This is a genomic window from Desulfosporosinus shakirovi, assembly GCF_020595055.1.
Classification (GTDB): Bacteria; Bacillota; Desulfitobacteriia; order Desulfitobacteriales; family Desulfitobacteriaceae; genus Desulfosporosinus; species Desulfosporosinus shakirovi.
Genome location: NZ_JAJDOO010000024.1, coordinates 24,733 through 49,110, shown reverse-complemented (window position 1 = coordinate 49,110; position 24,378 = coordinate 24,733). Strand labels below are relative to the sequence as shown.

18 protein-coding genes are annotated in these 24,378 nt (G+C 43.5%); 17 read left to right on the top strand and 1 reads right to left on the bottom strand.

All coding sequences use genetic code 11. The annotated features are described in order from the left end of the window. Positions 1–7 precede the first annotated feature (7 nt). The 7 genes from LJE72_RS18030 to ligA all read left to right on the top strand — a co-directional run bounded on the left by LJE72_RS18030 (position 8) and on the right by ligA (position 11,452). Complete coding sequence (locus LJE72_RS18030) at positions 8–178, top strand: hypothetical protein (protein WP_229249349.1); 171 nt, start codon at positions 8–10, stop codon at positions 176–178. Between the two features lie 95 nt (positions 179–273). Next, on the top strand, positions 274–897 hold the full coding sequence (locus LJE72_RS18025) for a cobalamin B12-binding domain-containing protein (protein ID WP_229249348.1): 624 nt from the start codon (positions 274–276) through the stop codon (positions 895–897). A gap of 327 nt (positions 898–1,224) precedes the next feature. Next, positions 1,225–2,454 (top strand): multidrug effflux MFS transporter, encoded by a 1,230-nt coding sequence (locus tag LJE72_RS18020; protein WP_229249341.1) that lies wholly within the window; start codon positions 1,225–1,227, stop codon positions 2,452–2,454. Between the two features lie 109 nt (positions 2,455–2,563). Next, positions 2,564–4,405, top strand: a complete 1,842-nt coding sequence (locus LJE72_RS18015; RefSeq protein WP_229249339.1) for an ASKHA domain-containing protein — start codon at positions 2,564–2,566, stop codon at positions 4,403–4,405. Positions 4,406–4,795: 390 nt separating this feature from the next. Continuing rightward, positions 4,796–8,143, top strand: coding sequence for a UvrD-helicase domain-containing protein (locus tag LJE72_RS18005; RefSeq protein ID WP_312038944.1), 3,348 nt, complete (start codon positions 4,796–4,798; stop codon positions 8,141–8,143). A gap of 62 nt (positions 8,144–8,205) precedes the next feature. Then, positions 8,206–9,138 (top strand): manganese-dependent inorganic pyrophosphatase, encoded by a 933-nt coding sequence (locus LJE72_RS18000; protein ID WP_229249332.1) that lies wholly within the window; start codon positions 8,206–8,208, stop codon positions 9,136–9,138. A 331-nt stretch (positions 9,139–9,469) separates the two neighbouring features. Continuing rightward, positions 9,470–11,452, top strand: a complete 1,983-nt coding sequence (gene ligA / locus LJE72_RS17995; RefSeq protein WP_229249330.1) for an NAD-dependent DNA ligase LigA — start codon at positions 9,470–9,472, stop codon at positions 11,450–11,452. A 171-nt stretch (positions 11,453–11,623) separates the two neighbouring features. Here the strand turns inward: ligA and LJE72_RS17990 are convergent, their stop codons facing one another. After that, the gene (locus LJE72_RS17990) at positions 11,624–11,821 is read right to left on the bottom strand and encodes a hypothetical protein (RefSeq protein ID WP_229249328.1); all 198 of its coding nucleotides are present in this window, start codon (positions 11,819–11,821) and stop codon (positions 11,624–11,626) included. A 183-nt stretch (positions 11,822–12,004) separates the two neighbouring features. On the opposite strand from LJE72_RS17990, the gene gatC reads away from it, so the two are divergent. The 10 genes from gatC to LJE72_RS17940 all read left to right on the top strand — a co-directional run bounded on the left by gatC (position 12,005) and on the right by LJE72_RS17940 (position 24,347). Further along, a complete protein-coding gene (gatC, locus tag LJE72_RS17985; protein WP_229249326.1) occupies positions 12,005–12,295 on the top strand; it encodes an Asp-tRNA(Asn)/Glu-tRNA(Gln) amidotransferase subunit GatC in 291 nt (96 codons plus the stop codon). A gap of 27 nt (positions 12,296–12,322) precedes the next feature. Next, positions 12,323–13,813, top strand: coding sequence for an Asp-tRNA(Asn)/Glu-tRNA(Gln) amidotransferase subunit GatA (gene gatA, locus LJE72_RS17980; RefSeq protein WP_229249324.1), 1,491 nt, complete (start codon positions 12,323–12,325; stop codon positions 13,811–13,813). Then, a complete protein-coding gene (gene gatB / locus LJE72_RS17975) occupies positions 13,800–15,248 on the top strand; it encodes an Asp-tRNA(Asn)/Glu-tRNA(Gln) amidotransferase subunit GatB (RefSeq protein ID WP_229249322.1) in 1,449 nt (482 codons plus the stop codon). Before gatA ends, gatB begins: the two co-directional genes overlap by 14 nt. Positions 15,249–15,476: 228 nt before the next feature. Further along, the gene (nifV, locus tag LJE72_RS17970) at positions 15,477–16,607 is read left to right on the top strand and encodes a homocitrate synthase (protein ID WP_229249320.1); all 1,131 of its coding nucleotides are present in this window, start codon (positions 15,477–15,479) and stop codon (positions 16,605–16,607) included. A 655-nt stretch (positions 16,608–17,262) separates the two neighbouring features. Beyond that, positions 17,263–17,745 (top strand): hypothetical protein, encoded by a 483-nt coding sequence (locus tag LJE72_RS17965; RefSeq protein WP_229249319.1) that lies wholly within the window; start codon positions 17,263–17,265, stop codon positions 17,743–17,745. Continuing rightward, entirely contained in the window at positions 17,724–18,497 is a 774-nt protein-coding gene (locus LJE72_RS17960) for a hypothetical protein (RefSeq protein ID WP_229249317.1), read from the top strand. Before LJE72_RS17965 ends, LJE72_RS17960 begins: the two co-directional genes overlap by 22 nt. A 177-nt stretch (positions 18,498–18,674) precedes the next feature. Then, positions 18,675–19,973 carry an acetyl-CoA hydrolase/transferase family protein gene (locus tag LJE72_RS17955; protein WP_229249310.1) on the top strand — a complete coding sequence of 433 codons (1,299 nt, stop codon included), beginning with the start codon at positions 18,675–18,677 and terminating at the stop codon, positions 19,971–19,973. 103 nt (positions 19,974–20,076) lie between these two features. After that, positions 20,077–21,264, top strand: a complete 1,188-nt coding sequence (locus LJE72_RS17950; RefSeq protein ID WP_229249308.1) for an acetyl-CoA C-acetyltransferase — start codon at positions 20,077–20,079, stop codon at positions 21,262–21,264. A 40-nt stretch (positions 21,265–21,304) separates the two neighbouring features. Beyond that, on the top strand, positions 21,305–22,444 hold the full coding sequence (locus LJE72_RS17945; protein WP_229249385.1) for an acyl-CoA dehydrogenase: 1,140 nt from the start codon (positions 21,305–21,307) through the stop codon (positions 22,442–22,444). A 166-nt stretch (positions 22,445–22,610) separates the two neighbouring features. Further along, positions 22,611–24,347 carry a sigma-54 interaction domain-containing protein gene (locus tag LJE72_RS17940; RefSeq protein ID WP_229249306.1) on the top strand — a complete coding sequence of 579 codons (1,737 nt, stop codon included), beginning with the start codon at positions 22,611–22,613 and terminating at the stop codon, positions 24,345–24,347. Positions 24,348–24,378: the final 31 nt, after the last annotated feature.

Here is a 24,378-nt window from a genome sequence, read left to right as displayed (position 1 = left end):
TATATCAATGTCTGAAAAAGAAAAAACATTAAATCCTGATCCTGGTGTGTGTGTTCCATGGGAAGTTAAAAAGGCGGAGATTGGTGAGTTCCCCGGTAATGAGGCAATTACAAAAAAAGAATGGGAAAAGCTCGATGATTTTGCCTATAATTTTATTTGGTTTTGGGCGCAACGCTAAGACGGAAACTATGAAAACTTTGAAATCAGAGATATAAAGTCAAATCGCTAAGAGACTATAATGGCAGAAATATCGATCAAAAGGAGTGGGGATATATGCTAACAGATGCTTTATCGATTGCAATTGCTGAATTAGAAGAGGAGCAGGTAGCGGGGTTGGTTAAGGAACGTTTAGATAGTGGAGTTTCGCCTTTGGAAATTGTTAATTCGCTCCAGCAAGGTATGGCTGAGGCTGGCAGTCGATTTGAAACCGGTGAGTATTTCTTAGGTGAACTGATTATGTGCGGTGAAATTATGCAGGATTCTATGGTTATTTTGGAGCCGCTCCTAATTGGAAGCAATGCAGAGTATAAAGGGAGTATCGTCATGGGGACCGTCAAAGGAGATATCCATGATCTAGGCAAGAACATTGTCGTGATGCTCCTCAAAGGGTCTGGATATAATGTTATAGACTTGGGAGTGGATGTCTCGAAGGAAAAGTTTATTGAGGCTATTAAGGCGTCAAATGCCCCGTTAGTTGGGATGAGTGTTCTATTAACGGGCTGTCAGGAATCCATGAAAGAAACGATTGAGGCTATTCGGGCTGCAGGATTAAACACCAAGGTTCTGATTGGCGGTAACTATATTGATGATATTATCAAAGACTATGTAGGTGCAGATTACAGTGCTCAAGCAGCTACGGATGGAATTAAAGTTGCCGAAGAAATCTTTAGTCTATAAATCTGTTGTTGCATAAGCGGCAAAAGGGAGAGCTGCTGAGATTTAATCAAAGATGAATAGAGGCCTTTTAGGCCTCTACTCATCTTTTAGCAAAAGGACAAAGGAGGATTCTCATGAATGATAGTGCTCCTCATCCTTCGGCTGGTTCGCTTGCAAACTGGTTTGGAGTAAAAAGTGGATGTATCTGCATGATCGATTTATTTTTCGTATATCCCTCAATTAGGAGGTGCCCGATTTGGGTGCCTCCTAGTCTGGCTTTCATTTGAGTGCCTTAAGGTGTAAACTAAAACATATTAAAAACGTCATTAGAATGGAGTCAAGAGAACAATGAAAACTAACATCGTTGAAGTTAATCAGAAAAGCCAAAAATATTTAGGGGAAAAAGGTCTGATTGTCTTAATAGCCTTCTTAAGTGCGTTTATTCCTTTGTCAACCGATCTTTACCTTCCAGCCTTACCACGGATGGCTGAAAATTTTAATGCTGCTCCCAGTTTAATTAATCTTACACTGATTTTGTTCTTTATCTTTTATGCTGCAGGCTCCCTTTTTTGGGGACCTCTCAGCGATAAATACGGACGCAAACGGATTTTGTTTATAGGGTTAGCTATTTACACCTTATCTAGTGCTTTGTGCGCTATTTCCGGAAACGTGTATCAACTAATTTGGTTTCGAATTATACAGGCAATTGCCAGTGGGGCGGCTACAGCAGTTGCACAAGCAATGGTAAAGGATTGCTACTCCGGACGCAAACGTGTATCTGTTTTGGCTATAGTTACCTCAATGACCATGGTTGCCCCAATTGTAGCCCCGGTAGTTGGGGCATTGATCCTAAGGGTTACTTCATGGCGCGGGGTATTTATGGTCTTGGCAGTTATGGGTCTTTTAGTTACCCTTGCAGTGATTGCTCTGGAAGAAACCATTGACCAGCGGTCTAATGGAAGTATCCTGCAATCCTTAGGGAGTTTAGGAGTTGTCGCTAAAAACCCAGGATTTATGTCCCTTTTACTTACCTTTTCCCTGATGGCAATCCCTATGATGTCCTTCATTTCATCTTCATCCTATATTTATGTAAACCAATTTGGCTTAAGTGAACAGGTTTACAGTTATTTTTTTGCAGCTAATGCTTTTTTCATGGTGATGGGTCCCTTGCTATATATGAAGATATCCAGGCTGGTTAAGCCTGTTTGGCTGATCACGGCAAGCTTTGTTATTGCTTGCATAAGCGGTGCATTTATAAGCACGATTGGGATTCATGGCCCCTGGTTATTTACCTTGGCATTAATTCCTGCAACCCTGGCGGGGAGCATCACCCGCCCTCCAAGTGCTAATCTCATGATGGAGCAGCAAAGGGGAGATACTGGAGCAGTTGTATCACTTATGACTTTTGCCTTTACAGTATTTGGCAGCATCGGGATGATCATTATTTCATTAGACTGGGAAAATAGAGTTCTGGTAATGGGGCTTATGTATATAGTTTTTGCCGCCGCAAGTCTGGTGGTCTGGACTCGGATTTCTAAAAAGTCCTTTGTTCAGCAAGTTTTAAATAAAGCAAGTTAAGTTTCAAACTCAAATGCCAAAGCCTTATGGGCAATGTATTGGGGAATTTTAAAATAATAATGGAACGGTTGCTGGAACAGTGCTTTGCTTTAACGAAGGAGTGCTAGAGATGATTAATATCACTTTTTTACCATCAAGAAAAGTTGTTCAGACTCCAGTTGGATCTACTATTCTGCAAGCCGCGCGTGTCGCTGGGGTGCAAGTGGAAAGCACTTGCGGCGGTAAAGGGACTTGTGGTAAATGCAAAGTTCAAGTTCTGTCAAAGAACTCTTCTCTAACAGCTCAAGTGTCGCTGGTTCAAAAAAAGTTTCTAAGTGCTTCCGAATTATCAGCTGGAGAAGTTTTAGCCTGTCAACAGGTCTTAACTGAGGATACGGTTGTTAAAGTTCAAGAACAAAAGGATGTCTACAAGCGGAAGACGGATTTTGTTGGTATAGGGCACGCTGCTATAACACCAAGTGTAGGAAAGTATCCGATAAAATTGACTAAGCCAAGTGCGGAGGATCAGACTCCAGACTGGGATCGGCTGCTGGCTGCTTTGCCGGTTTCAGGGATTGACTTCAACCGTTCATTGGCGGCTTCTTTACCAAGGGTATTACGACAGGGAGATTTCTTGGTGACGGCAGTGTTAGATGGAGATGAACTTTTAGGAGTGGAACCAGGTGATACCTCCGGGCGTTGTTTTGGAGCGGCGGTTGATATCGGGACAACAACGATTGTCGTTTATCTAATGGATCTGAACAGGGGGACGGTTATTAACAGTGGTGCAGTGACAAATCCCCAACAGGCCTTCGGTGCTGATGTCATTTCTAGGATTACTCACGCAGCGAAGGGTCCGGACCAATTGAGAGAGTTACAAGAAAAGGTGGTCGAAGGACTCAATGCAATTATTGCGCGATTATGCCAAGAAAGCGGAATAAGCAGGGCGGAAATTTACCAGGCTGTAGCTGTGGGCAACACAACAATGGCTCACCTGTTTCTCGGAATTGATCCGACTTATTTAGCTCCGGCACCGTTTATACCTGTCTTTAGTAGATCGGTTGAAGTACAAGCGAAGGAGTTGGGACTGAGAATTTTAGACGCTGGGACGGTTATTATGCTTCCCAATGTGGCTGGTTATGTTGGATCAGATACGGTAGGAGTTATGTTAGCGGCACAAGCAGATCGTTTACCCGGGGTCAGCCTAATTGTAGATATAGGCACGAACGGAGAAATTGTTCTGTGTGGGAAGGATAGAATCTTAACCTGTTCGGCTGCGGCGGGGCCTGCTTTCGAAGGGGCGGAGATTAAATATGGTATGCGTGCGGCAGAGGGTGCTATCGAAGGTGTGCTGATTTCTGAGGATATTGAATTAGATGTCATCGCTGGGGGCAAGCCAAGAGGAATATGTGGCTCCGGCCTGATTGATGCTATCGCCGAAATGCATAAAGTTGGGGTTATTACCCCTACAGGACGATATGCCAGCGGATCTGTACTTGAGAAGCTTCCCGCCCCGGTGCGCGACCGGTTGCGCAAAACCCCACGGGCAAGCGAGTTTGTGCTGGTATGGGGGGATGATTCCGCCACAGGGGAGGATATCATACTTTCCCAAAAAGATATTCGGGAAATGCAGCTTGCAAAAGGGGCCATTATGGCTGGGATTATGATTCTATGTCGGGAAATGGGAATTGCTCCACAGGAAATCGACAGAGTCCTGCTTGCCGGAGCCTTTGGCAATTATATTAGGAAGGAAAGTGCTGTAAGAATTGGATTGTTGCCGTCCTTGCCACTGGAACAGATTGTGACGATTGGGAATGCTGCTGGTGATGGGGCAAAAATGGCCTTGATATCGACGGAAGAGAGAACTCGAGCGGATTTGCTTTCTAGGCGGGCTGAGCATGTGGAACTTTCTAATAAGAAGGAATTTCAGCAAGAATTTCTGAAAGGACTGGATTTTAAGGTTGTGGTTTAATGGTTAAGTGAGGGAAATAATAATAAGGTTAATAGAGGCAAGTCTCCATTAACCTTATTTATGTTGCTATATTTTATTTTCGAGAGGGGTAGTGTCATTTGCCCTTTCACGCCACCTTCCTTCGGCATATTATTTGTTTTTACACCGGTTTTCTTGCATATTTTTCCTTAAAAATGAAAAACCAGAAGTTCCTATACTCTGTAGAGGAGGTAATATTTCAAAATTGTGTTCGAATGGCTTATAATATAAGTTCCCTTATGGCGTCCATTACCTTTTGGTATAACAAATAATTATTGTGATATCTTAAAGAAGACATGACTGATAGCAAATCGAGCTACAGCAGGACGTACAGTATGTTATAATAAGCACAAGAAGTGAGGTGAAGTGGTCTTGTACCGGTTAGATGATTTAAATCCTATGCAGCGGGAAGCTGCAGAGCATAGAGAAGGACCGCTTCTAATTTTGGCGGGGGCAGGATCGGGGAAGACTCGAGTTCTAACCTACAGAATTGCCCATTTGATTGCTCAGGGAGTAGAACCCAGCAAAATATTAGCAATTACATTTACCAATAAAGCGGCAAAAGAGATGCGGGAACGAGTGACCACCTTGCTGGGCAGTGTGGGATATGGACTTTGGGTCACGACATTTCACTCTGCATGTGTCCGCATTTTGAGGCGTGAAATTGATAATCTGCCAGGATATACTAAAAACTTTGTTATTTACGATACGGGAGATCAACAGTCAGTCATCAAAGCCTGTTTAAAAGAACAAAATTATGACGAAAAGAAATTCCCAGTACGGAGTGTTGCGGCGGTTATAAGTGATGCTAAGAACAAGCTGCAAGATCCTGAAGAGTTTTCCTATAAGGCTGCCAGTTATTTTGAACAAAAAGTTGTAGATATTTACCGTTCTTATCAGAAACGACTGAAGAGTAATAATGCTCTTGATTTTGACGATATTATCATGCTCACGGTCCAGCTCTTTCAGCAAAGCGACCATGTCTATCGGTACTATCAGGATAAATTTCGCTATATTATGGTGGATGAGTACCAAGATACGAACCATGCACAGTATATGCTGATTAAACTTTTGGCCAGCGAATATCGCAATCTCTGCGTGGTGGGAGATGATGATCAATGCATTCTCCAAGGTATGCATGTGAGTACTCCTCAGGGGACTATTCCCATTGAGGATGTCGAAGTGAATCAAACTCTTATCTGCGCTTCTGGTCAAGGAGAAACGATACAAGGAACCGTCGATCATGTTTCAAAGCAACACTACCAGGGGCCTGTGATAAAAATTACGACCCAAACAGGTAAAGTGATTAAAGCCACTCCCAATCATATAGGTTTTGCCAGAGTTAACTCTAATCCAGGCGTATATTACGTTTATTTAATGTATAAACGCGGCACAGGATACCGAATTGGTCAGACTCAAGGAGTAAGAAGCAGGAAGGGCGAAATAGTCAACGGGTTATTCGTTCGTCTAAATGGCGAACATGCAGATAAAATGTGGATTCTAAAGGTTTGCATAGACAAGGCGGAAGCTGCTTATTATGAACAACTGCTTTCTGTCACTTATGGAATTCCGACGATGGTGTTTCACACTGCTGGACGTAAACTGGTGATTGGTCAGGAATATATTGATAAGTTATTTAGAGAAGTTAACACCGGCCTAGCAGCTACTAAGATAATGAAAGATCATATGATCTTTGAAGAATACCCACACCATTTCAGCAACGCAGTGATTAGGGGCCAATCCGTCAGAAGGATTGTTAATGTAAATTTCTTTGCGGGGAGAAAATCAGGAGCGACTAATTATTGCAGTCACAGAATCGCGCTAATTACTTCTGGTGAAGAACTTAAACGCCAAGCCGCAGGATACGGTTTTCCAGTTCGTAATGGACAGAGAAATACATGGAGAACCGAAACAGAAAGAGTGGTCTATGACGAAGCAGATGTGTATGCTAAAAAGCTCGCTCAAATTGAAGATGGGTTGGAGATCCATAAGAAGGCAAGGCTAACAGATGGTGAAAGTTTTCGTTTTATGCCTTTTGCTCATTTCAGACCTACGATGAGTGTGCCTATTTATGAGAGTGGCAAGATTATTGAAGATACTATTGAGGCAGTCGAAGTTGAAGATTATGACGGGTATGTTTATGATCTCTCTGTTCCAGAATTTAGACAATTTGTATGTGAAGGAGTTGTGGTGCACAATTCCGTCTATGGATGGCGCGGGGCGGATATCCAAAATATCCTTGATTTTGAGAGGGATTATCCGGAAGCGAAAGTCATAAAATTGGAACAAAATTATCGTTCGACCCAGAAGATTCTTAATGCAGCTAATGCAGTGGTTAGTAATAATGAATCACGTAAAGAAAAGTCACTCTGGACTGAAAATTCCGAGGGACAGTCTGTGGTGTGTTATGTTGGGGCTGATGAGCGAGATGAGGCCAGCTATGTCGTTAATCGCATTCAACGCTTACATGAGCTGGAAGGTCGCCCCTTTAATGATTTCGCGATTCTTTACCGGACGAATGCCCAATCCCGAGCTCTGGAGGAGCGTCTGATGAAGGAGTCTACGCCCTATCGTGTTTTCTCAGGGCTGAAATTCTATCAGCGTATGGAGATCAAGGACATCTTAGCTTATTTGCGAGTCCTCTATAATCCTGCTGATCAAGTGAGCTTTGCCCGTGTGCTTAATGTGCCTAAACGCAGTCTGGGAGACACCACTCTGCAAAAGATTTTAGAATATGCTAATGAACAAGGAATGCCTGTGCTGGACGCGATTTTGGAGGCTGAGTATATTCCGGAATTGACGACACGTGCTAAGAAACCCTTAATTGCCTTTGCCCACCTGATGCAGGGTTTGATAAGTTTTGCCCGAGAGTCAAGTGTCTCTGATTTGGTGGAGGAGATTCTGAGCAAGACAGGGTACAAAGGGATCTTGGAGGCGGAAGATACACCCGAAGCGGAGACGCGTCTGCAAAACCTGATGGAATTTCTCTCCGTAACGGCTGAGTATGATGCGAAAGCAACTTTGGCCGCTCAAAATGCCTTAAATGATGGGGCTGAAGAAGAGGCTGTCCCGGGCCTGAGCGGATTCTTAGAGCAGGTTTCTTTAGTTGCTGATATAGATGAATTAGACCAAGCTGAAGAAGCTGTAGCTTTAATGACCATGCACAGTGCGAAGGGGCTGGAATACCCGGTTGTTTTTGTCGTTGGTATGGAAGATGGTATTTTTCCCAGTAGCCGTTCACTCGTGGAACCGGCTGTTTTAGAAGAAGAACGCCGACTTTGTTATGTCGCCATCACTCGAGCGAGGGAAAAATTATACCTGTGTAATACAGAGATGCGGATGCTCTATGGTAAGACGCAATACAATCAACCCTCTCGCTTTTTGATGGAGATTCCGTCGGAATTAATGACGGATATTGACCCGCTTGATCCGCCAAAACGTCGTCCTGCTGCTCCGTCTAAACCGGCAGGGAGACGGAATGCTGTGTCAGATCGAACCATTCCTTTGGGTTCGGGGTCGTGGGAAAAGGATTTTGGAAGTAAAGTGGTTATTAAAGGGGGTGAGGCGCATCATATAGGAGAAAAAGTGGAACACGCGACGTTTGGTCGAGGGATTATTGTCTCCATTAAGGGAGAAGGAAATCAGGCAGAACTGACGATTGTTTTTGACAGTGGAATCAAGAAATTAATGGCTGAGTATGCCAAGTTAACGAAACTGTGAGACATTTTTTATCCCATGGTGCATTTCAAAAATTGAAGAAGAGAAAGGTTTAGGTGTTAAATATGTCTGATGTAATGTATATTGTTGGTCATAAAAGCCCAGATACAGATTCAGTTTGCTCAGCGATCGCTTTGGCTAAGTTGAAAGAACTCACGGGGACAGCCAATGTTGTTCCTTGTTCAGCCGGAAAACTCAATAAAGAGACTGAGTATGTACTTAATTTTTATGGAGTAGCTATTCCTCAGGTCTTAGAGTCCGTAGAAGCAGGTCAAAAATTAGTTCTCGTTGACCACAATGAGTGGGGCCAAGCGGTTGCTGGCGGAGACCAAGCTAAACTTATCGAAGTTATCGATCATCACAAAATCGGTGGCCTTCAAACTTCTGATCCTATCCATATCCGCATCGAGCCTGTTGGTTCCACATGCACAATTGTAGCTAAGGCTTATAAGGAAGCTGGCTTAGTTCCTGAAAAAGCAATTGCTGGAATTTTACTCGCAGCTATTCTTTCTGATACAGTAATCTTTAAATCCCCAACTTGCACTGAGGAAGATAAGGCAATCGCTGCTGAATTAGCGGTTATTGCTGGAGTTGAACCTAAAACCTTTGGTATTGATATGTTCAAAGCGTCTTCCAACATTGCAGAGCGTACCCCACAAAGCATGATTGAAGAGGACCTCAAAGCCTTCACCATGGGATCACACAAAATTGGTGTCGGACAAGTCAGCCTCATGGGAATGGAAGGATTTGAAGACGTTCGGGCAAACTTAACCGCTGCTATTGAAGCTCATCGTGTAGCTCAGGAAATGAAATATCTTTGCTTAATGATTACAGATATTTTAACTGATCACACAGAGCTGATCGTTAAAGGGGACAACCCTGAAGAAGTAGCTAAAGCCTTCGGTAAAGAGATTGTCAATGGAAGCGTTGCGCTGCCAGGCGTTCTTTCCCGTAAGAAGCAAGTTGTTCCACAAATGACAACATATTTCCAAGGTTAATTATTATTTCCTAATAACTTCGCCGAATCAGAGAGTGAATTAATGGGGATGTAACTAACTGTTTGAAGGTTTGTTACACCCCTTTTTGTTTAGTGATTTTCAGGATAATAGAGGATTATTCTCCACTTGGTTGGTGAATAATCCTCTATTTGTGGGTTGGCGAAACAATAAAGAAAAAAATTATAAGTTTTAGTCGCCTTTTTATTAAGGTGGATAAATGATTTAGTAAGCGGCATCATGGAAAGAATAGTATGAATTAGTTATTTACTTTTAAAGACTTGTCATATGAATTATAATTAAGTCACATTTACGTTGGAAGTGAGGAATTTCGGTGCAGGATGAATTCGAGCGCATAGCGATGCTTCGTAAAGCTCTGGAAGAGGCCAATAAGCAGTATTATGAATTAGACCAGCCCCGCATCACGGATGCGGAGTACGATGCTCTCATGCGTGAGCTTCTGGACTTGGAGGTCAAGCATCCAGACAGGGTTACTCCGGATTCTCCGACTCAACGCGTTGGGGGAGCGGTAGCCAAAGAGTACACGAAAGTGCGGCATTTGGAACCCCTCCTTAGTTTGGACAATGCATTTGACCCGGGAGATTTGCGTGAGTTTGACCGAAGAGTAGGCCAAGTATCTGCCTCAGTGGACTATGTGGTAGAACTCAAAATCGATGGCTTAACAGTTGCCCTGACCTATGAGGATGGGCTTATGGTTCGTGGAGCCACTCGGGGAGACGGCTCTGTAGGAGAAGATATTACCGCTAATGTCAAAACCGTGGGATCGATTCCTCTGCGTTTGAACAAGACGGTTCCGAGGTTAAGTGTCAGGGGAGAAGGGTATATGCCAAAAGCCTCTTTTGCTCGTTTGAATCAAGATCGTGAAGAAGAAGGGCAATCCACCTTTGCTAATCCTCGTAATGCAGCAGCAGGGTCATTACGTCAGTTGAACTCGAAAGTCACAGCTGAGCGCAAACTTGACTATTTTGCCTATCAAGTTTTATCGGCTAACGAATTGGGTTTATATAACCAAATAGATGTGCTTACCTATTTAAAAGAACAGGGGTTTGTTGTAAACCCTGAATATAAAGTTTTTAACAATATTGAAGAGGTCATTGCTTATTGTGAACAAATGGCAACAGAGCGTCATCGCTTCCCCTATGATATCGACGGTTTAGTAATTAAAGTGAATGAATTTGACCTTCAACAGGAACTTGGCTTTACCGCAAAAAGCCCCCGTTGGGCGATTTCTTATAAATTCCCAGCAGAGCAAGTTGAAACGGTCATTGAAGATATCATCATCCGAGTAGGGCGGACGGGAGTCTTGACACCTACAGCGGCCCTTAAAGCTGTTACCGTAGCAGGGTCTACAGTGAGCCGCGCTACACTCCATAATCTGGATAACATTCGAGAAAAGGATATCCTTATCGGAGATCATGTACTCTTACATAAAGCTGGGGATGTGATCCCAGAGGTTGTCCGAGCCCTGCCCGAAAAACGCACCGGCGAGGAAAAGCTTTTTGAAATGCCGGATCTCTGTCCAGAATGCCAGAGTCCTGTTTTGCGAGAGGAAGGGGAAGCGGCCTACCGCTGTCAAAGTATCATTTGCCCGGCTCAACAACGTGAGGGGATAATTCATTTTGTCTCTCGAGATGCCATGGGGATTGATGGGTTAGGACCTGCGGTTGTTCAACAGCTTCTAGAGGCTGGGTTGATCAAGGATGCCGCCGATCTGTATTCATTAACCTTCGATGATTTGACTCCGGTGGAACGGATGGGCAAAAAATCAGCGGAAAATTTGATGAAGGCAATTGAAGACAGCAAAGAGCGAGGACTGGCACCGTTGATTTTCGCCATGGGCATTCGCCATACGGGAGTAAAAGCAGGGAAGATCTTGGCTCAGACCTTTGGCTCTATGGAAAAACTGCAGGAAGCAACTCTTGAGGACCTCCAAGCGATCCCAGATATCGGGCCTGCGATGGCAGAAAGTTTGGTTCGGTTTTTCAAGTTGGAGAGTACGGCGCAATTTTTAACTAAATTGAGTGAAGCCGGTGTAAATATGACCGCTGGAACTTCGACTAAACCACAGATATTCGCGGGTAAAAGCATCGTGGTGACTGGTTCGCTGGAACGTTGGGAACGGCGAGAGATTGAGACACTCATCGAGGAGTATGGTGGAAAAGCAGCGAGCAGTATTAGTAAGAAGACGGCTTTTGTCATTGCTGGAGAGAAGGCTGGCTCTAAGCTTGTCAAGGCTCAAGGGTTGGGAGTGCCGATTTTGAGCGAAGAGGAATTTGAAGAGATGCTTAAGCATTAATTAATGAAAGGGGATGTAATGAAACTTTTTTCCAGTTTATTACATCCTTTCTCTATTTGTAATCCCCTGATATATTAGAGGACTGTTCACCACTTCAAAGGTGTACAGTCCTCTATTTTGGGATAACGCACCACCAGCTTGAAAAAATCTCAAGTTTCGTTACGGTCTCTTTCACGTTTTGTTTTCAGTTTGCTGAGTATGTAACTTGATTAGCTCATCCAGCTTTTGTAATAGCTCTTTATCCGTTGCTTCTTTTTGTTTAAAAAAACGTATTGCACTTACCATAAAGTAGATGAAGAGTAAGGGAAGTAAAAGGGAAAAGACTGTAGCTAAAATCGTGAAATCAAATTGTATTGGGTTGCCTCCCATAGACAATCACCTCCATGTGAAAGTATATCATCTTTATCTCTAAAGGAACATAATCCCAGATTAAGAACTTAAATGCCTATAAGGTTCTTGCCGCGGAAAGTAGGTGGTTTTTATTGCTCCCTTCCCCTATATTTGTTATGATAGAGGATAAAGCAACAAACTATCCAAGGGAAGGTGAATAAGTTGTCAATTTCACGTGAAGACGTTGAATACGTAGCGGCATTAGCGCGCCTAGAGTTAACTGAACAGGAAACTCAAGAGTATACTGAGCAGCTTAACTCCATTTTAGGTTATGCGGCCATGTTGGAGAGATTAGACACGACCGATGTGCTGCCAACGGCTCACGCTGTTCCTTTGCACAATGTACTGCGCGAGGACCAAGTGAGACCTTCGATTAATCATGAAAAAGCCCTCAAGAATGCCCCTGATGAGGAAGAGGGTTTCTTTAGAGTACCGAAAATTAGTTTGACTTAGTTTTAGCTTGGAAAGGAGATTGCGAAGTTGGAATCAGTGAGTATAGGAAAGTCAGTCAGTGAACTGCATGAACTGCTCGTTCATAAAGATATAAGCTCCACAGAATTGACTAAAGCATACATAGACCGGATACAGGCAGTGGATCCCGATTTGCAAGCGTATTTAACCGTCTTAGAAGATGAAGCTATGACTCAAGCGGCTGAGGTTGATCAAAAGATCGCCCAGGGGGAAGCCCTAAAACCTTTAGAGGGTATTCCCATGGCCCTGAAAGATAATATGTGCACAGAAGGGATTCGGACAAGCTGTGCTTCCAAAATGCTCGAGAATTTTGTTCCTCCTTATAATGCCACCGTCACAAATCGGCTACGGGCTGCGGGAACCATACTTCTCGGTAAGCTGAACATGGACGAGTTTGCCATGGGTTCGTCGACGGAGAATTCTTATTTTACCAAGACGCGGAATCCTTGGAATTTAGAGTGTGTCCCAGGGGGATCTTCAGGAGGGTCTGCTGTTGCTGTAGCAGGGGATGAAGCAGCTTTTACCTTGGGCTCAGATACGGGGGGATCTATCCGCCAACCGGCCGCGTTCTGCGGAGTGGTGGGAATGAAGCCCACCTACGGAGCGGTCTCACGGTTGGGTTTAATAGCCTTTGCATCCTCACTCGATCAGATTGGTCCTTTCACTAAAACCGTACGAGACAATGCCTTGGTGATGAATGCGATTGCCGGCTATGATGCACTGGATTCTACTTCAGTTCCCTATGAAACGCCCGATTATACGAAGTTTCTGGTTAACGACATTAAAGGTCTGAAGATCGGGATTCCCCGTGAGTATTTTGGGGATGGAATTGATCCTGATGTTGCAAAAGGGATTAAAGCTGGGATTCAAACCCTGATTGATCTGGGGGCAGAAGTAGCTGAATGTTCCTTACCTCATACGGAATATGCAATTCCGGCGTATTACCTGATTGCTACTGCTGAAGCGAGCTCTAATCTAGCTCGTTATGATGGCGTTCGTTATGGGTATCGGGCTGATTCTGACGATGTCTTAGGTATGTTCAAGAAGACTCGGGCTGAAGGTTTTGGACAGGAGGTAAAACGAAGAATCATGCTTGGAACCTATGCCTTGAGTTCAGGATATTATGATGCCTATTATCTTAAAGCACAAAAGGTTAGAACCCTGATTAAGCAGGATTTTGATAAGGCCTTTGAGAAGTTTGATGTTCTGCTTTCCCCGACGGCTCCGACACCAGCATTTAAATTTGGGGAGAAATCTGCAGACCCCTTGGCTATGTACTTATCTGACATTACGACCGTCCCGATTAACCTGGCGGGTATTCCGGCAATTTCTATTCCTGCGGGATTCGTTAATGGCCTGCCGATCGGCATGCAACTGATGGGTAAAGCCTTTGGTGAAGGGGCGTTGTACCGTGTAGCTTATACCTTTGAGCAAAACACGAATTATCACTCGTTAAAACCAAATCTGTCAGGGGAGGTGCTGACTTGTGGTAGTCGCTAATAAATATGAAATGGTCTGTGGGTTGGAAGTTCACGTCGAACTTCAAACGAAGACAAAGATTTTTTGCAGCTGTACAACTGAGTTCGGAGGAGAGCAAAACACCCATGTCTGCCCGGTGTGTCTGGGAATGCCAGGTACTCTCCCCGTTTTAAATCGCGAAGTGGTTAATTACGCGATCAAAGCTGGATTAGCGTTGAATTGTGAAATCGCGGAGTTTTCTAAGTTTGACCGTAAAAATTACTTTTACCCGGATTTATCCAAAAATTATCAGACATCCCAGTTCGATTTGCCGATTTGTGGCAAAGGCGGTTTAGAGATTGAAGTGGAGGGGGAGAAAAAGTGGGTTGGAATTACTCGGGCCCACATGGAGGAGGATGCCGGTAAGCTTGTGCATAGCGGGGATACCATTACAACTTCTAATGAGTCTTCGGTAGACTATAACCGAGCTGGTGTGCCCCTGTTGGAAATCGTGTCAGAGCCTGATATGCGCTCAATTCCTGAAGTGCTGGCTTATTTGGAAAAATTAGTTCAGATCTTGGAGTATACGGAAGTTTCGGACTGTCGTTTGGAACAAGGCTCAGTACGATTTGATATTAATGTTTCCTTGCGACCCATGGGAGCGACAACCCTGGGAACACGAACGGAAACGAAAAACTTGAACTCCTTTAGTTCAGTGCGACGGTGCATGGAATATGAAATAGCACGTCAGTCCAGAGTATTAGACGCAGGTGAAAAGGTGATTCAGGAGACTCGGACTTGGGATGAAGGACAAGGGGTCACGTTAACCCTTCGCTCCAAGGAAGAAGCCCATGATTACCGTTATTTCCCTGAACCCGACTTGGCACCGTTAGTTATTGATCGAGAATGGGTGGAAAGAATCCGTAAAATGCTTCCCGAGCTCCCGGAGGCACGTCGTGTTCGGTTACAAGCCTTAGGATTGTCAGCTTATGATACTGGGGTTATCACGCAATCAAAAGCTTTGTCGGATTTTTTTGATGAGGCTCTCTCGAGTTATGGGGATGCCAAGACCTTGGCAAATTGGGTTATGGGAGATGTTACTCGTTTACTCAATACAAATCAGTGCAATGTAGTTGATTCTCCGATTTCAGCACCTCAATTAGCGGAGCTTCTCGGGCTCATTGATAAAGGAACGATTAGCGGTAAAATCGCTAAGAGTGTTCTGGAAGATATGTACAGTACAGGGAAGGACGCCGAGGTTATCGTCAAAGAAAAAGGACTTGCCCAAATCAGTGATGAAGGTGCACTGCTTGGAATAATCGACGACGTAATTTCAGCTAACCCTCAATCAGTAGAGGATTTCAGAGCGGGAAAAGATCGAGCAATCGGGTTTCTCGTGGGTCAGATCATGAAGGCGACCAAGGGACAAGCTAATCCGGGTCTGGTCAATAAATTACTCAAAGAAAAACTATCTTAACCAAGCTTTATGATAAGGGCTTCTCTTTTACGAGAAGCCCTTATCATAAAGGATATTGAGCCATAAAGCATAATCCACGAAAATCAAATTCAAGTATCAAGTATACAGTATAAGGAATTAGACCACCTTCAAACTTTTGGGGTATTATGGTAGTATAATTAAATATGATGTTGATATTTTTTTACAAGTAATTTGTTTTTTTTGAGTCGATGAAGAGGGGTGAGCTAATTGAGACATTTAACCATTGTTGATACTACTTTGCGTGATGGCGAGCAAACCGCCGGCGTTGTTTTTTCGAATCAAGAGAAATTACGCATAGCTCGGTTACTCGATGAGCTAGGAGTTCATCAGATTGAAGCCGGAGTCGCGGTCATGGGCGGAGATGAAAAGCGAGCAATAAGTGATATTACAAAGTTAGGATTAAATTCAAGCATCATGGGCTGGAATCGGGCCGTAATTTCAGATATTGAGGCCTCACTGGCTTGTGGTGTTGATGCCGTAGCGATTTCTATTTCTACCTCAGACATTCATATTGAACATAAACTCATGACCACTCGAGAGGATGTTTTAGAACGGATGGTTAAGGCAACGACCTTTGCCAAACGGGAAGGAATGTATATTTCCGTTAATGCGGAAGATGCTTCCCGATCAGATATGGATTTTCTTATACAATTTGCAAAAGAAGCAAAAAAGGCGGGCGCTGATCGCTTGCGCTATTGTGATACAGTAGGGATTTTAGATCCATTTGCAACCTATGATAAAATTAGAATCCTAGTTGAAAAGGCTGGCATTGACGTCGAGATGCATACCCATGATGATTTCGGAATGGCAACGGCTAACGCTCTTGCTGGAGTAAAGGCTGGAGCGACGCATGTTGGTGTAACAGTAAATGGCTTAGGGGAACGTGCCGGTAATGCCGCTTTAGAAGAAGTTGTTATGGCGTTAAAACACTTACTGGATACGGATCTGAGCTTTGCAACAGAGCGATTTGTTGAGGTTTCTGAATATGTTGCCCGGGCTTCAGGGCGGATGCTTCCACCATGGAAATCGATCGTTGGAAGTAACATGTTTGCCCATGAGTCGGGAATTCATGCAGATGGAGCACTTAAGAATCCTCGCACATACGAGGCGTTCAGTCCTGAGGATGTTGGACTCGAACGGCAGATCGTGATTGGAAAACACTCGGGAACCGCATCAATTAAGGCCAAATTTTGGAATGAGTATGGCAAAGAGATGACGGATGAAGACGCCAATGAGATGCTCAAACGAGTTAGGGCATTAGCTGTGGATATGAAGCGATCACTGTTTGACAAAGAATTAGTTTATATTTATAGCGATATGTTGAAGCAACGAAAGTGAAAAAGTAAGAAAAGTAACTAATTAAGACGGCTTTTGCCGTCTTTTTTATTATACTAGCCAGAAAATATAGTTAATGTTAAGTGCTTTTCACCAGTATAAGTGCAACTGGGGTTGCCGCCTGTGCCAATGGCATCTGTCCGGCTAAGTTTCTTTAGTTGGCACTATGCACCTGTGCTCCTGCGTTTGTCGGAGGATAGTTTTTTAATCCATAAATATTCCGTAGAATTTTCAAATGAATCGACATTTGTATCGACCAAAAGGGAAAAAGTTATAATTGTTATTTACCATTATTTAATAAGTGTACACTTTAGAATACATGTATCAAAAAGTAGATATTGATCAAGGTCAGGAAATGGAAGCAACCATATGACCTTACGCCATAAAGTGTAAACAAATGTGCACATGTATCGGATCGGTTTTTTTGTAATTAGCCTATGCACAAACTTCAGAAATCCTTGATAGAAGGGCAAAGTGTTGACGTAAAATTCAGAATATTTGGTATGGCATAAATATTGCAGATAATTAAGTATATTCTGATATCTATAGGACAACACTTCTATCCATAAACAAAGGGAGGAATGCCTAAAGAAAACAATGATGGCATTGTTAATTTGAAGGATTGAGCCTTAAGAACGAAATATTAGGAGGTATGTCAATGTCGGATCACCAATTGAAGGCTCGCTGGGTTCAGCCCTTAACAGGTATTATATCAACGGCTTCTTTTTTACTCATCGCACTGATAACTTGGTTTATATTATCATCTCCCCAAGGAATTTTTACGAACTATGAACACCCTATGCTTGAGTTTTTAGCATGGATGATCTTGTTTGGTGCTTGGCAGCATATTGTTTTTGGAAATTGGCCTTTTGAGAAGTTTAAACCAATAACACGAGGAATCGTAATGATTGCGGTTAATATCATAGGAACCTATGCCATTATTTATGGTGTGTTTCAAGGCTTTCTTGGTAAGCTCGTACTTCCGCTTTGGAGTGTTGAAGCCTTAGTAGCACAAGGTGTAACAATAGAACACGCCAGAGAATATGCTGGCGGAGCTATTACGATGTTTGTCCTAATGGGCTTTGTCACCTATACCTTTTGGTCAATTCTCTTTAAAAAATGGCCTTGGGGGGAAAGCTGACCCAACCTGCCTTAGGTTTGGCAGAGTGGTCTTTAACCACGGTCATTACGCTTTTAGCCTATGGCGCACTTATCTTCCCCTTCTACGTAAGTGTGGTTTTAAAGCAACCTTTAGCAGCTGCAGCTCCTTGGTGGGGAATAATTGATGGTCTTCCGCACTTGAACTATGTGGTTGGAATCTGGGAGTGGATGGTTGTTTACCTTTTCATGACGGCAAATGTATGGTCAGGGAAACTCTTCCACCTAGTTAAAAAGCAACCCTGGAGTGGGTTGGTTGCTATTATTTCTATTATTGTCATGGCCTATGTGACAGTCAAAATTTTGATGTTTGGAATGGGTGCAGTATGGGGGGCTGTAGATCCGAAGGCATCGGACGGGCCGGCGTCCTTGGCATGGCGCTATTATAATACTGCCACACTGGCTGGGTTTACCTTGTTCCCATTTTTAATCTGGAACCATTACTTTGACAATTGGCCTCAGAAATGGGGAAGTGTTGTGGGATGGATTGTTCGGACCGGGATCGTTGGTATACTTGCAGTGGCCCAGTTTTTCATTTATTACTCTGTATGTTTACCCTTATTAGGACTGAAGCCTGAGTACTCTAATCATGCCAACAAACCGCTGGTGTGGCTTTTCTGGGCGATTATCCCGCTTCTCTTTAACGATTGGTTCATGTCGAAAGTTCCTTTTTACAAGTCGACTGCGGAGCATGTGGATGTAGTTGAATCAAAAACTACGTCAAGTTCTCATTAAGAAAGCACAAACATTAACAAAATACTAGCGCTGAAGGGTTGACTTCGCATAGCGCTTATCCAAAAATACACTGGTGGCGGAGTCGGAGTCTCCCCCACAGCGAAGTAGAGACGGATCCCGATTACAAGTAGTCAGGGTCAAGGATATAGATTCTAAAAAAATACGTGGGGTGAGAAGATGTCAAAGATTAAAGAAATTTACCAAGCTAAGCTTCGAAGGGTAGAAGAGGGGATCAAACTGGTTCAGAATGGGGACTGTCTTGTGGTACCAACAGGGGTGGGAGAGCCACCAGCGCTTTTGACGGCTTTATCCGAGCATCGCCGGGAGTATCATGATGTCAAGGTGTTTCAGATTCTTCCTTTGAGAAAGTTCGGATATATTGATCCTGAAACAGTCGAACATGTCCGCCACGTGGCCTATTTCTTAGGGGGCGTAACCCGAGCAGGAGGCCAGCAAGGATGGATTGATTACATCCCAAGTTATTTTAGTGAAATGCCCAGAATGATTCAAGATGGACTTCTTCCGGTTGATACCGTCTTTACTCTTGCCTCGCCAATGGATGAACATGGGTATTTCTCTATCAGCTTAGGTACAGATTATACAATGGCTGCAATTCAAAAAGCACGTACTATTGTTCTGGAAGTGAATTCTAATGTTCCCTACGCTAATGGAAATTGTTTAGTCCACATTTCTCAAGTTTCAGCCGTTGTAGAAGATCAAACCCCGCTTACAGAAGTAGGCCTGCCTGTCATTGGTCCGGTTCAGGAAGCGATTGGTAAATATGTGGCAGATTTAATCGATGATGGTTCTACAATTCAGATCGGCTTCGGGGCGATTCCTGATGCTGTCGTGATGCAACTTACTCATAAACATGACTTAGGTATTCATACGGAAATGTTTGGAGATGGAATTTTAACCCTAATTGAAAGCGGCGCAGTAACCAATCGAAGTAAGAATTATTTGCCGGGTAAAGTTATAGCAACTTTTGCTTTAGGTTCAAAACGTCTCTACAATTTCATGAACCGCAATCCCCAATTGGAGATGCATCCGGTGGACTTTACAAATGATCCATGCCTTGCTGGGATGAATGATAATTTAGTCACAATTAACGCTTCCGTGCAAGTGGATTTCTTGGGTCAATGTTGTTCTGAGAGCATGGGCAGTACCCCTTACAGCGGAACCGGAGGGCAATCAGATTTTGTACGGGCGGCAAATCGTTCCAAGGGTGGAAAATCATTTATTGTTCTTCCTGCAACTGCGAAGGACGGGAAAATATCTCGGATTACTCCGACCTTAACTCAAGGCTCGGCTATAACGACCTCGAAAAATGATGTAAACTACGTTGTTACGGAATATGGTGTAGCACAGTTAAGAGGGAAATCGGCTAAGCAACGAGCAAAAGCGCTAATTGCTATTGCGCACCCAAGTTTTCGTGAAGAACTTACGGTAGCGGCAAAGAAAATGAATTTAGTTTAAAACTTAATGAAATGTTAAAATAGATTTTGGAAAATATTCTGAAAAATGAGGTAATATTTTTGGTAGAGAGGAACGCGGCAATATGAGTAAGGAGAGCGATTAAATGTCTAGAGCAGTAATTGTAAGTGCAGCAAGAACCCCTTTCGGTACAATGGGCGGAAGTTTGAAGGATATTTCGGCGGTAGATCTTGGAGCACATGTCATTCGGGAAGCGCTTAAACGTGCGGGTCTTCAGGGAGATATGATAGATAATGTTCTTATGGGAATGGTTATCCAGGGTGGAGCAGGACAGATTCCCTCGCGGCAAGCGAGTATCAAAGCCGGACTCCCAATGGAAGTGACCTCAGAGACGATCAACAAAGTATGTGCTTCCGGAATGCGAGCAGTGACCTTGGGTGAAACCATCATTCGCGCAGGAGACGCGGAGGTTATTATTGCCGGTGGAATGGAAAGTATGTCTAATGCACCATTTGCTTTGACAAAGGGACGTTTTGGCTATCGTATGGGAAATGACAGCCTGATAGATTTGATGGTAAATGATGGACTGTGGTGTGCTTTTCACAATGTTCATATGGCAATACACGGCTCAACTGTAGCCGAAGAATATGGAATTTCACGTGGAGAACAGGATGGATTTGCTCTGAGGTCCCAACAATTAGCCTCTAAGGCCATCGAAGAGGGAAAGTTTGTGGATGAGATTGCTGCGGTGGAAATCCCGCAACGAAAAGGGGAGGCACTTTTCGTTGCTAAAGACGAAGGACCTCGACGAGATACCACTCTGGCAAAGCTTGCAGCGCTACCACCTATTTTTCTAAAAGATGGAACTGTTACAGCAGGGAATGCCCCGGGGGTAAATGATGGGGCTGGTGCAATGGTCTTAATGAGTGAGGAAAAGGCACGTGAAATGGAAAAAAAACCTCTGGCAACAATACTGGGGCATGCCAGTGTAGCACAAGAACCTGCCTATATTGCCACAACTCCAGGACTGGCCATCAATAAACTCCTCAAACAAAAAGGCATGACTATTCAGGATATTAACTTAATTGAAGCCAATGAAGCTTTTGCGGCAGTTGCCCTCACAAGTCAAAAGATTGCTAACTGGGATCCGGCGATTGTCAATGTCAATGGAGGGGCTATTGCCTTAGGGCATCCCATTGGGGCGAGTGGAGCAAGAGTCATTATGACCTTAATTTATGAATTGCGCCGTCGTGGGGGCGGAATTGGGATTGCTGCGATTTGCAGCGGGGCAGCGCAAGGGGATGCAATCATGTTGGAAGTGTACGAAGAGTAAGGACAAAGTCTGGAATTGTGATCGAAAGTGGGCGGAGAGAATGGATTTTCAATTCAATGATGATCAATTAATGATGCAGAAGATGGTGCGCGATTTCGTCCAAGAGGAAATCGTTCCCTTAGCAATGATCACTGATGAAACCCATGAATACCCTTTAAAAACCATTCGAAAAATGGGTGAGCTTGGACTGATGGGGATACCTATCCCGGAAGAATACGGCGGCTCAGGTTCGGACTTCTTATCTTATATTTTGGCTATTGAAGAAATCGCCAAAGGATGTGCTTCTACAGCCGTTATCTTAGCAGTGCATACATCTGTGGGAACTTTTCCAATCCTTTATTTTGGAACAGAGGAGCAAAAGAGAAAATACCTTCCCAATCTGGCAAGCGGTAAATTTATTGGAGCTTTCGCTTTGACAGAAGCTAATGCCGGTTCAGACGCATCTAGTCTGCAAACGACTGCAATACGAAAAGATGACCACTACATCCTCAATGGATCAAAGCGTTTTATCACCAATGCAGGCTATGCGGACGTCTATTTAGTCATGGCTTCCACAGATCGAGGGAAGGGGCCGCATGGGGTATCGTCTTTTCTGGTCGATAAGGATACACTTGGATTTAAAGTTGGGAAAAAAGAAGAAAAAATGGGTCTGAATGGGTCCGCAACCTGTGAATTAATTTTTGAAGACGCTGTAGTTCCGGCAGAAAATCTTTTGGGCGCTGAAGGGCAAGGCTTCAAAGTTGCGATGGCTCTGCTGGACGGCGGACGGATCGGGATTGGCGCACAAGCATTGGGGATAGCAGAAGTAGCGCTGGAGGCGGCATTAGCTTATTCGCAAGAACGTGTGCAGTTTAAACAAGCCATCGGTAATTTCCAAGGAATTCAATTCATGCTTGCAGATATGGCGACTCAAATCGAAGCGTCGAAACTGTTGGTTTACCAGGCGGCCTCTCTGAGGATGGCCGGATTTCCTTACAGTAAACAAGCCTCGATGGCCAAGATGTTTGCTAGTGATACGGCAGTTAAGGTGACGGCAGATGCGGTGCAAATTTTTGGAGGCTATGGTTATTGCAAAGAGTATAAAGTTGAACGCTATATGCGAGATGCAAAGATCACCCAAATTTATGAAGGAACAAACCAAATTCAGAGAATTGTTGTGGCCAAGCACCTGAGGGCTTAGAGAATCAGACCGACTGCATGAGAAAAAAGGTATAGCACAAAGCACTTCTTCAACTGAAGAGGTGCTTTGTGAAGTAGCATTAATGTTTGATGAATAGTCAATAAGGAGGAATTATCTCTTTCGGGGCGAATTATTGGATAATATCAAATTGCAGGAGGTTTGACCAATGTTGCTTGAGGGACAAAACTTTTCGGTTACCCTTGATGAAATATTAGATAACACAAATAATGCAATTATTGCTGTTGATCCTCAAGGTATGATTATGTACGCTAATCGAGCAGTTTTTAATATCCTTAAGATTCCAGTCACCAATCTTACTGGTCAACCTATCACCAGTCATTTCCCTGAAACTGGGTTAATGAGGGTTTTCGAAACTGGAATAGCTGAGCTAGCCCAGAGGTTATCCCTTAATGATACGATCTTATTAAGCAATCGAACTCCAATCTATGTTCATGGAGAACTTGTGGGGGCCGTCGCTGTATTTCAAGACATTACGATTCTGCAGAATTTCCTTGACAGCTTAGTAATCGAACATGAGAAAACCAAGCAACTTCAACGCATTCTTGAAGTCGTACTAAACACAGCCTATGACGGGCTCATCGTGGTGAACAAAAAGGGAATTGTTACTATGACGAATCAGGCATTTTCTAGTTTTTTTGATCAAAAGCCAGAGGAACTGGTAGGTAGACCCATCACTGAAATCTACGATAATCCAAAATTTACTGAAGTACTAGAAACCGCCCAACCAGTGCACGGATACATACATGATCTAAATGGACATGAAATAATCGCTAGCAGAGTTCCGATTATGCAGGACGGTAAAATCGTGGGCGCTTTAGGTAAGGTTGTTTTCAAAGATGTTAACGAGCTCTATGCTTTAACCAAAAAGATTGATTCTCTGCGTTCTGAACTGGACTATTATAAGAGGACAGTGTCGGAGAACAATTCTTCAGCTCTCGAGCTGTTGCATGGTAAAAATCGTATGATGAGTTCTTTGATACAAACTACTCTGCGCGTGGCTAAATCTGGATCGACTGTACTTCTAAGAGGAGAAAGCGGGACAGGGAAAGAATTATTTGCTCTGCTGTTGCATGCGCAAAGCTCCCGCAGCGAAGGTCCCTTTATTAAAGTGAACTGCGCCGCCATACCTGAGAATCTGCTCGAATCTGAAATGTTTGGTTATGATGAAGGGGCATTTACCGGTGCAAGGAAAGGGGGAAAGATAGGTAAGTTTGAATTGGCTAATGGGGGAACTCTTTTCCTGGATGAAATTGGGGACATGGAAATGAGTATGCAAGCTAAGCTGTTAAGGGTAATTCAGGAACGAGAAGTGGAACGCTTAGGAAGTAACAAATCTCATAAAGTTGATTTCCGGTTGGTTGCTGCGACTAATCGCGATCTCGAGGAGATGATTCGAGATAAACAATTTCGCGAAGACTTATATTATCGCTTAAACGTAGTAACCTTGACGATTCCACCCTTGCGAGAAAGGATAGATGACCTAGGAATCCTGATTAAAACATTTATTAAGAAGTTTAATCTTCAGTTTGCTCAATCAGTGACGGGAATTACAGATGAGGCTAAAGACGTTTTGAAGAAACATCGCTGGCCAGGTAATATCCGAGAGCTTGAGAATATTATTGAAAGGGCCTTCAACATGGTTGATGGTACTGAAATTGAACTTAAGCATCTGCCAAGCTATCTGCAAATCATAGCTAGTCATGATGTGCGTCCTTATGTTGAAGGGACGTTAGAAACGATTCTTAATGAAGTGGAAAAGGATGCTCTTATTATTGCGCTTAAAAATACCAATGGAAATAAAGTCCAGGCCGCAAAATCCTTGGGTTTGTCCAGGGCAGGCTTATATAAGAAACTAATTAAACATCAATTGCACAAGTTGTAATAGATAGGTAAAAAGGGAATTAAAGTATGTC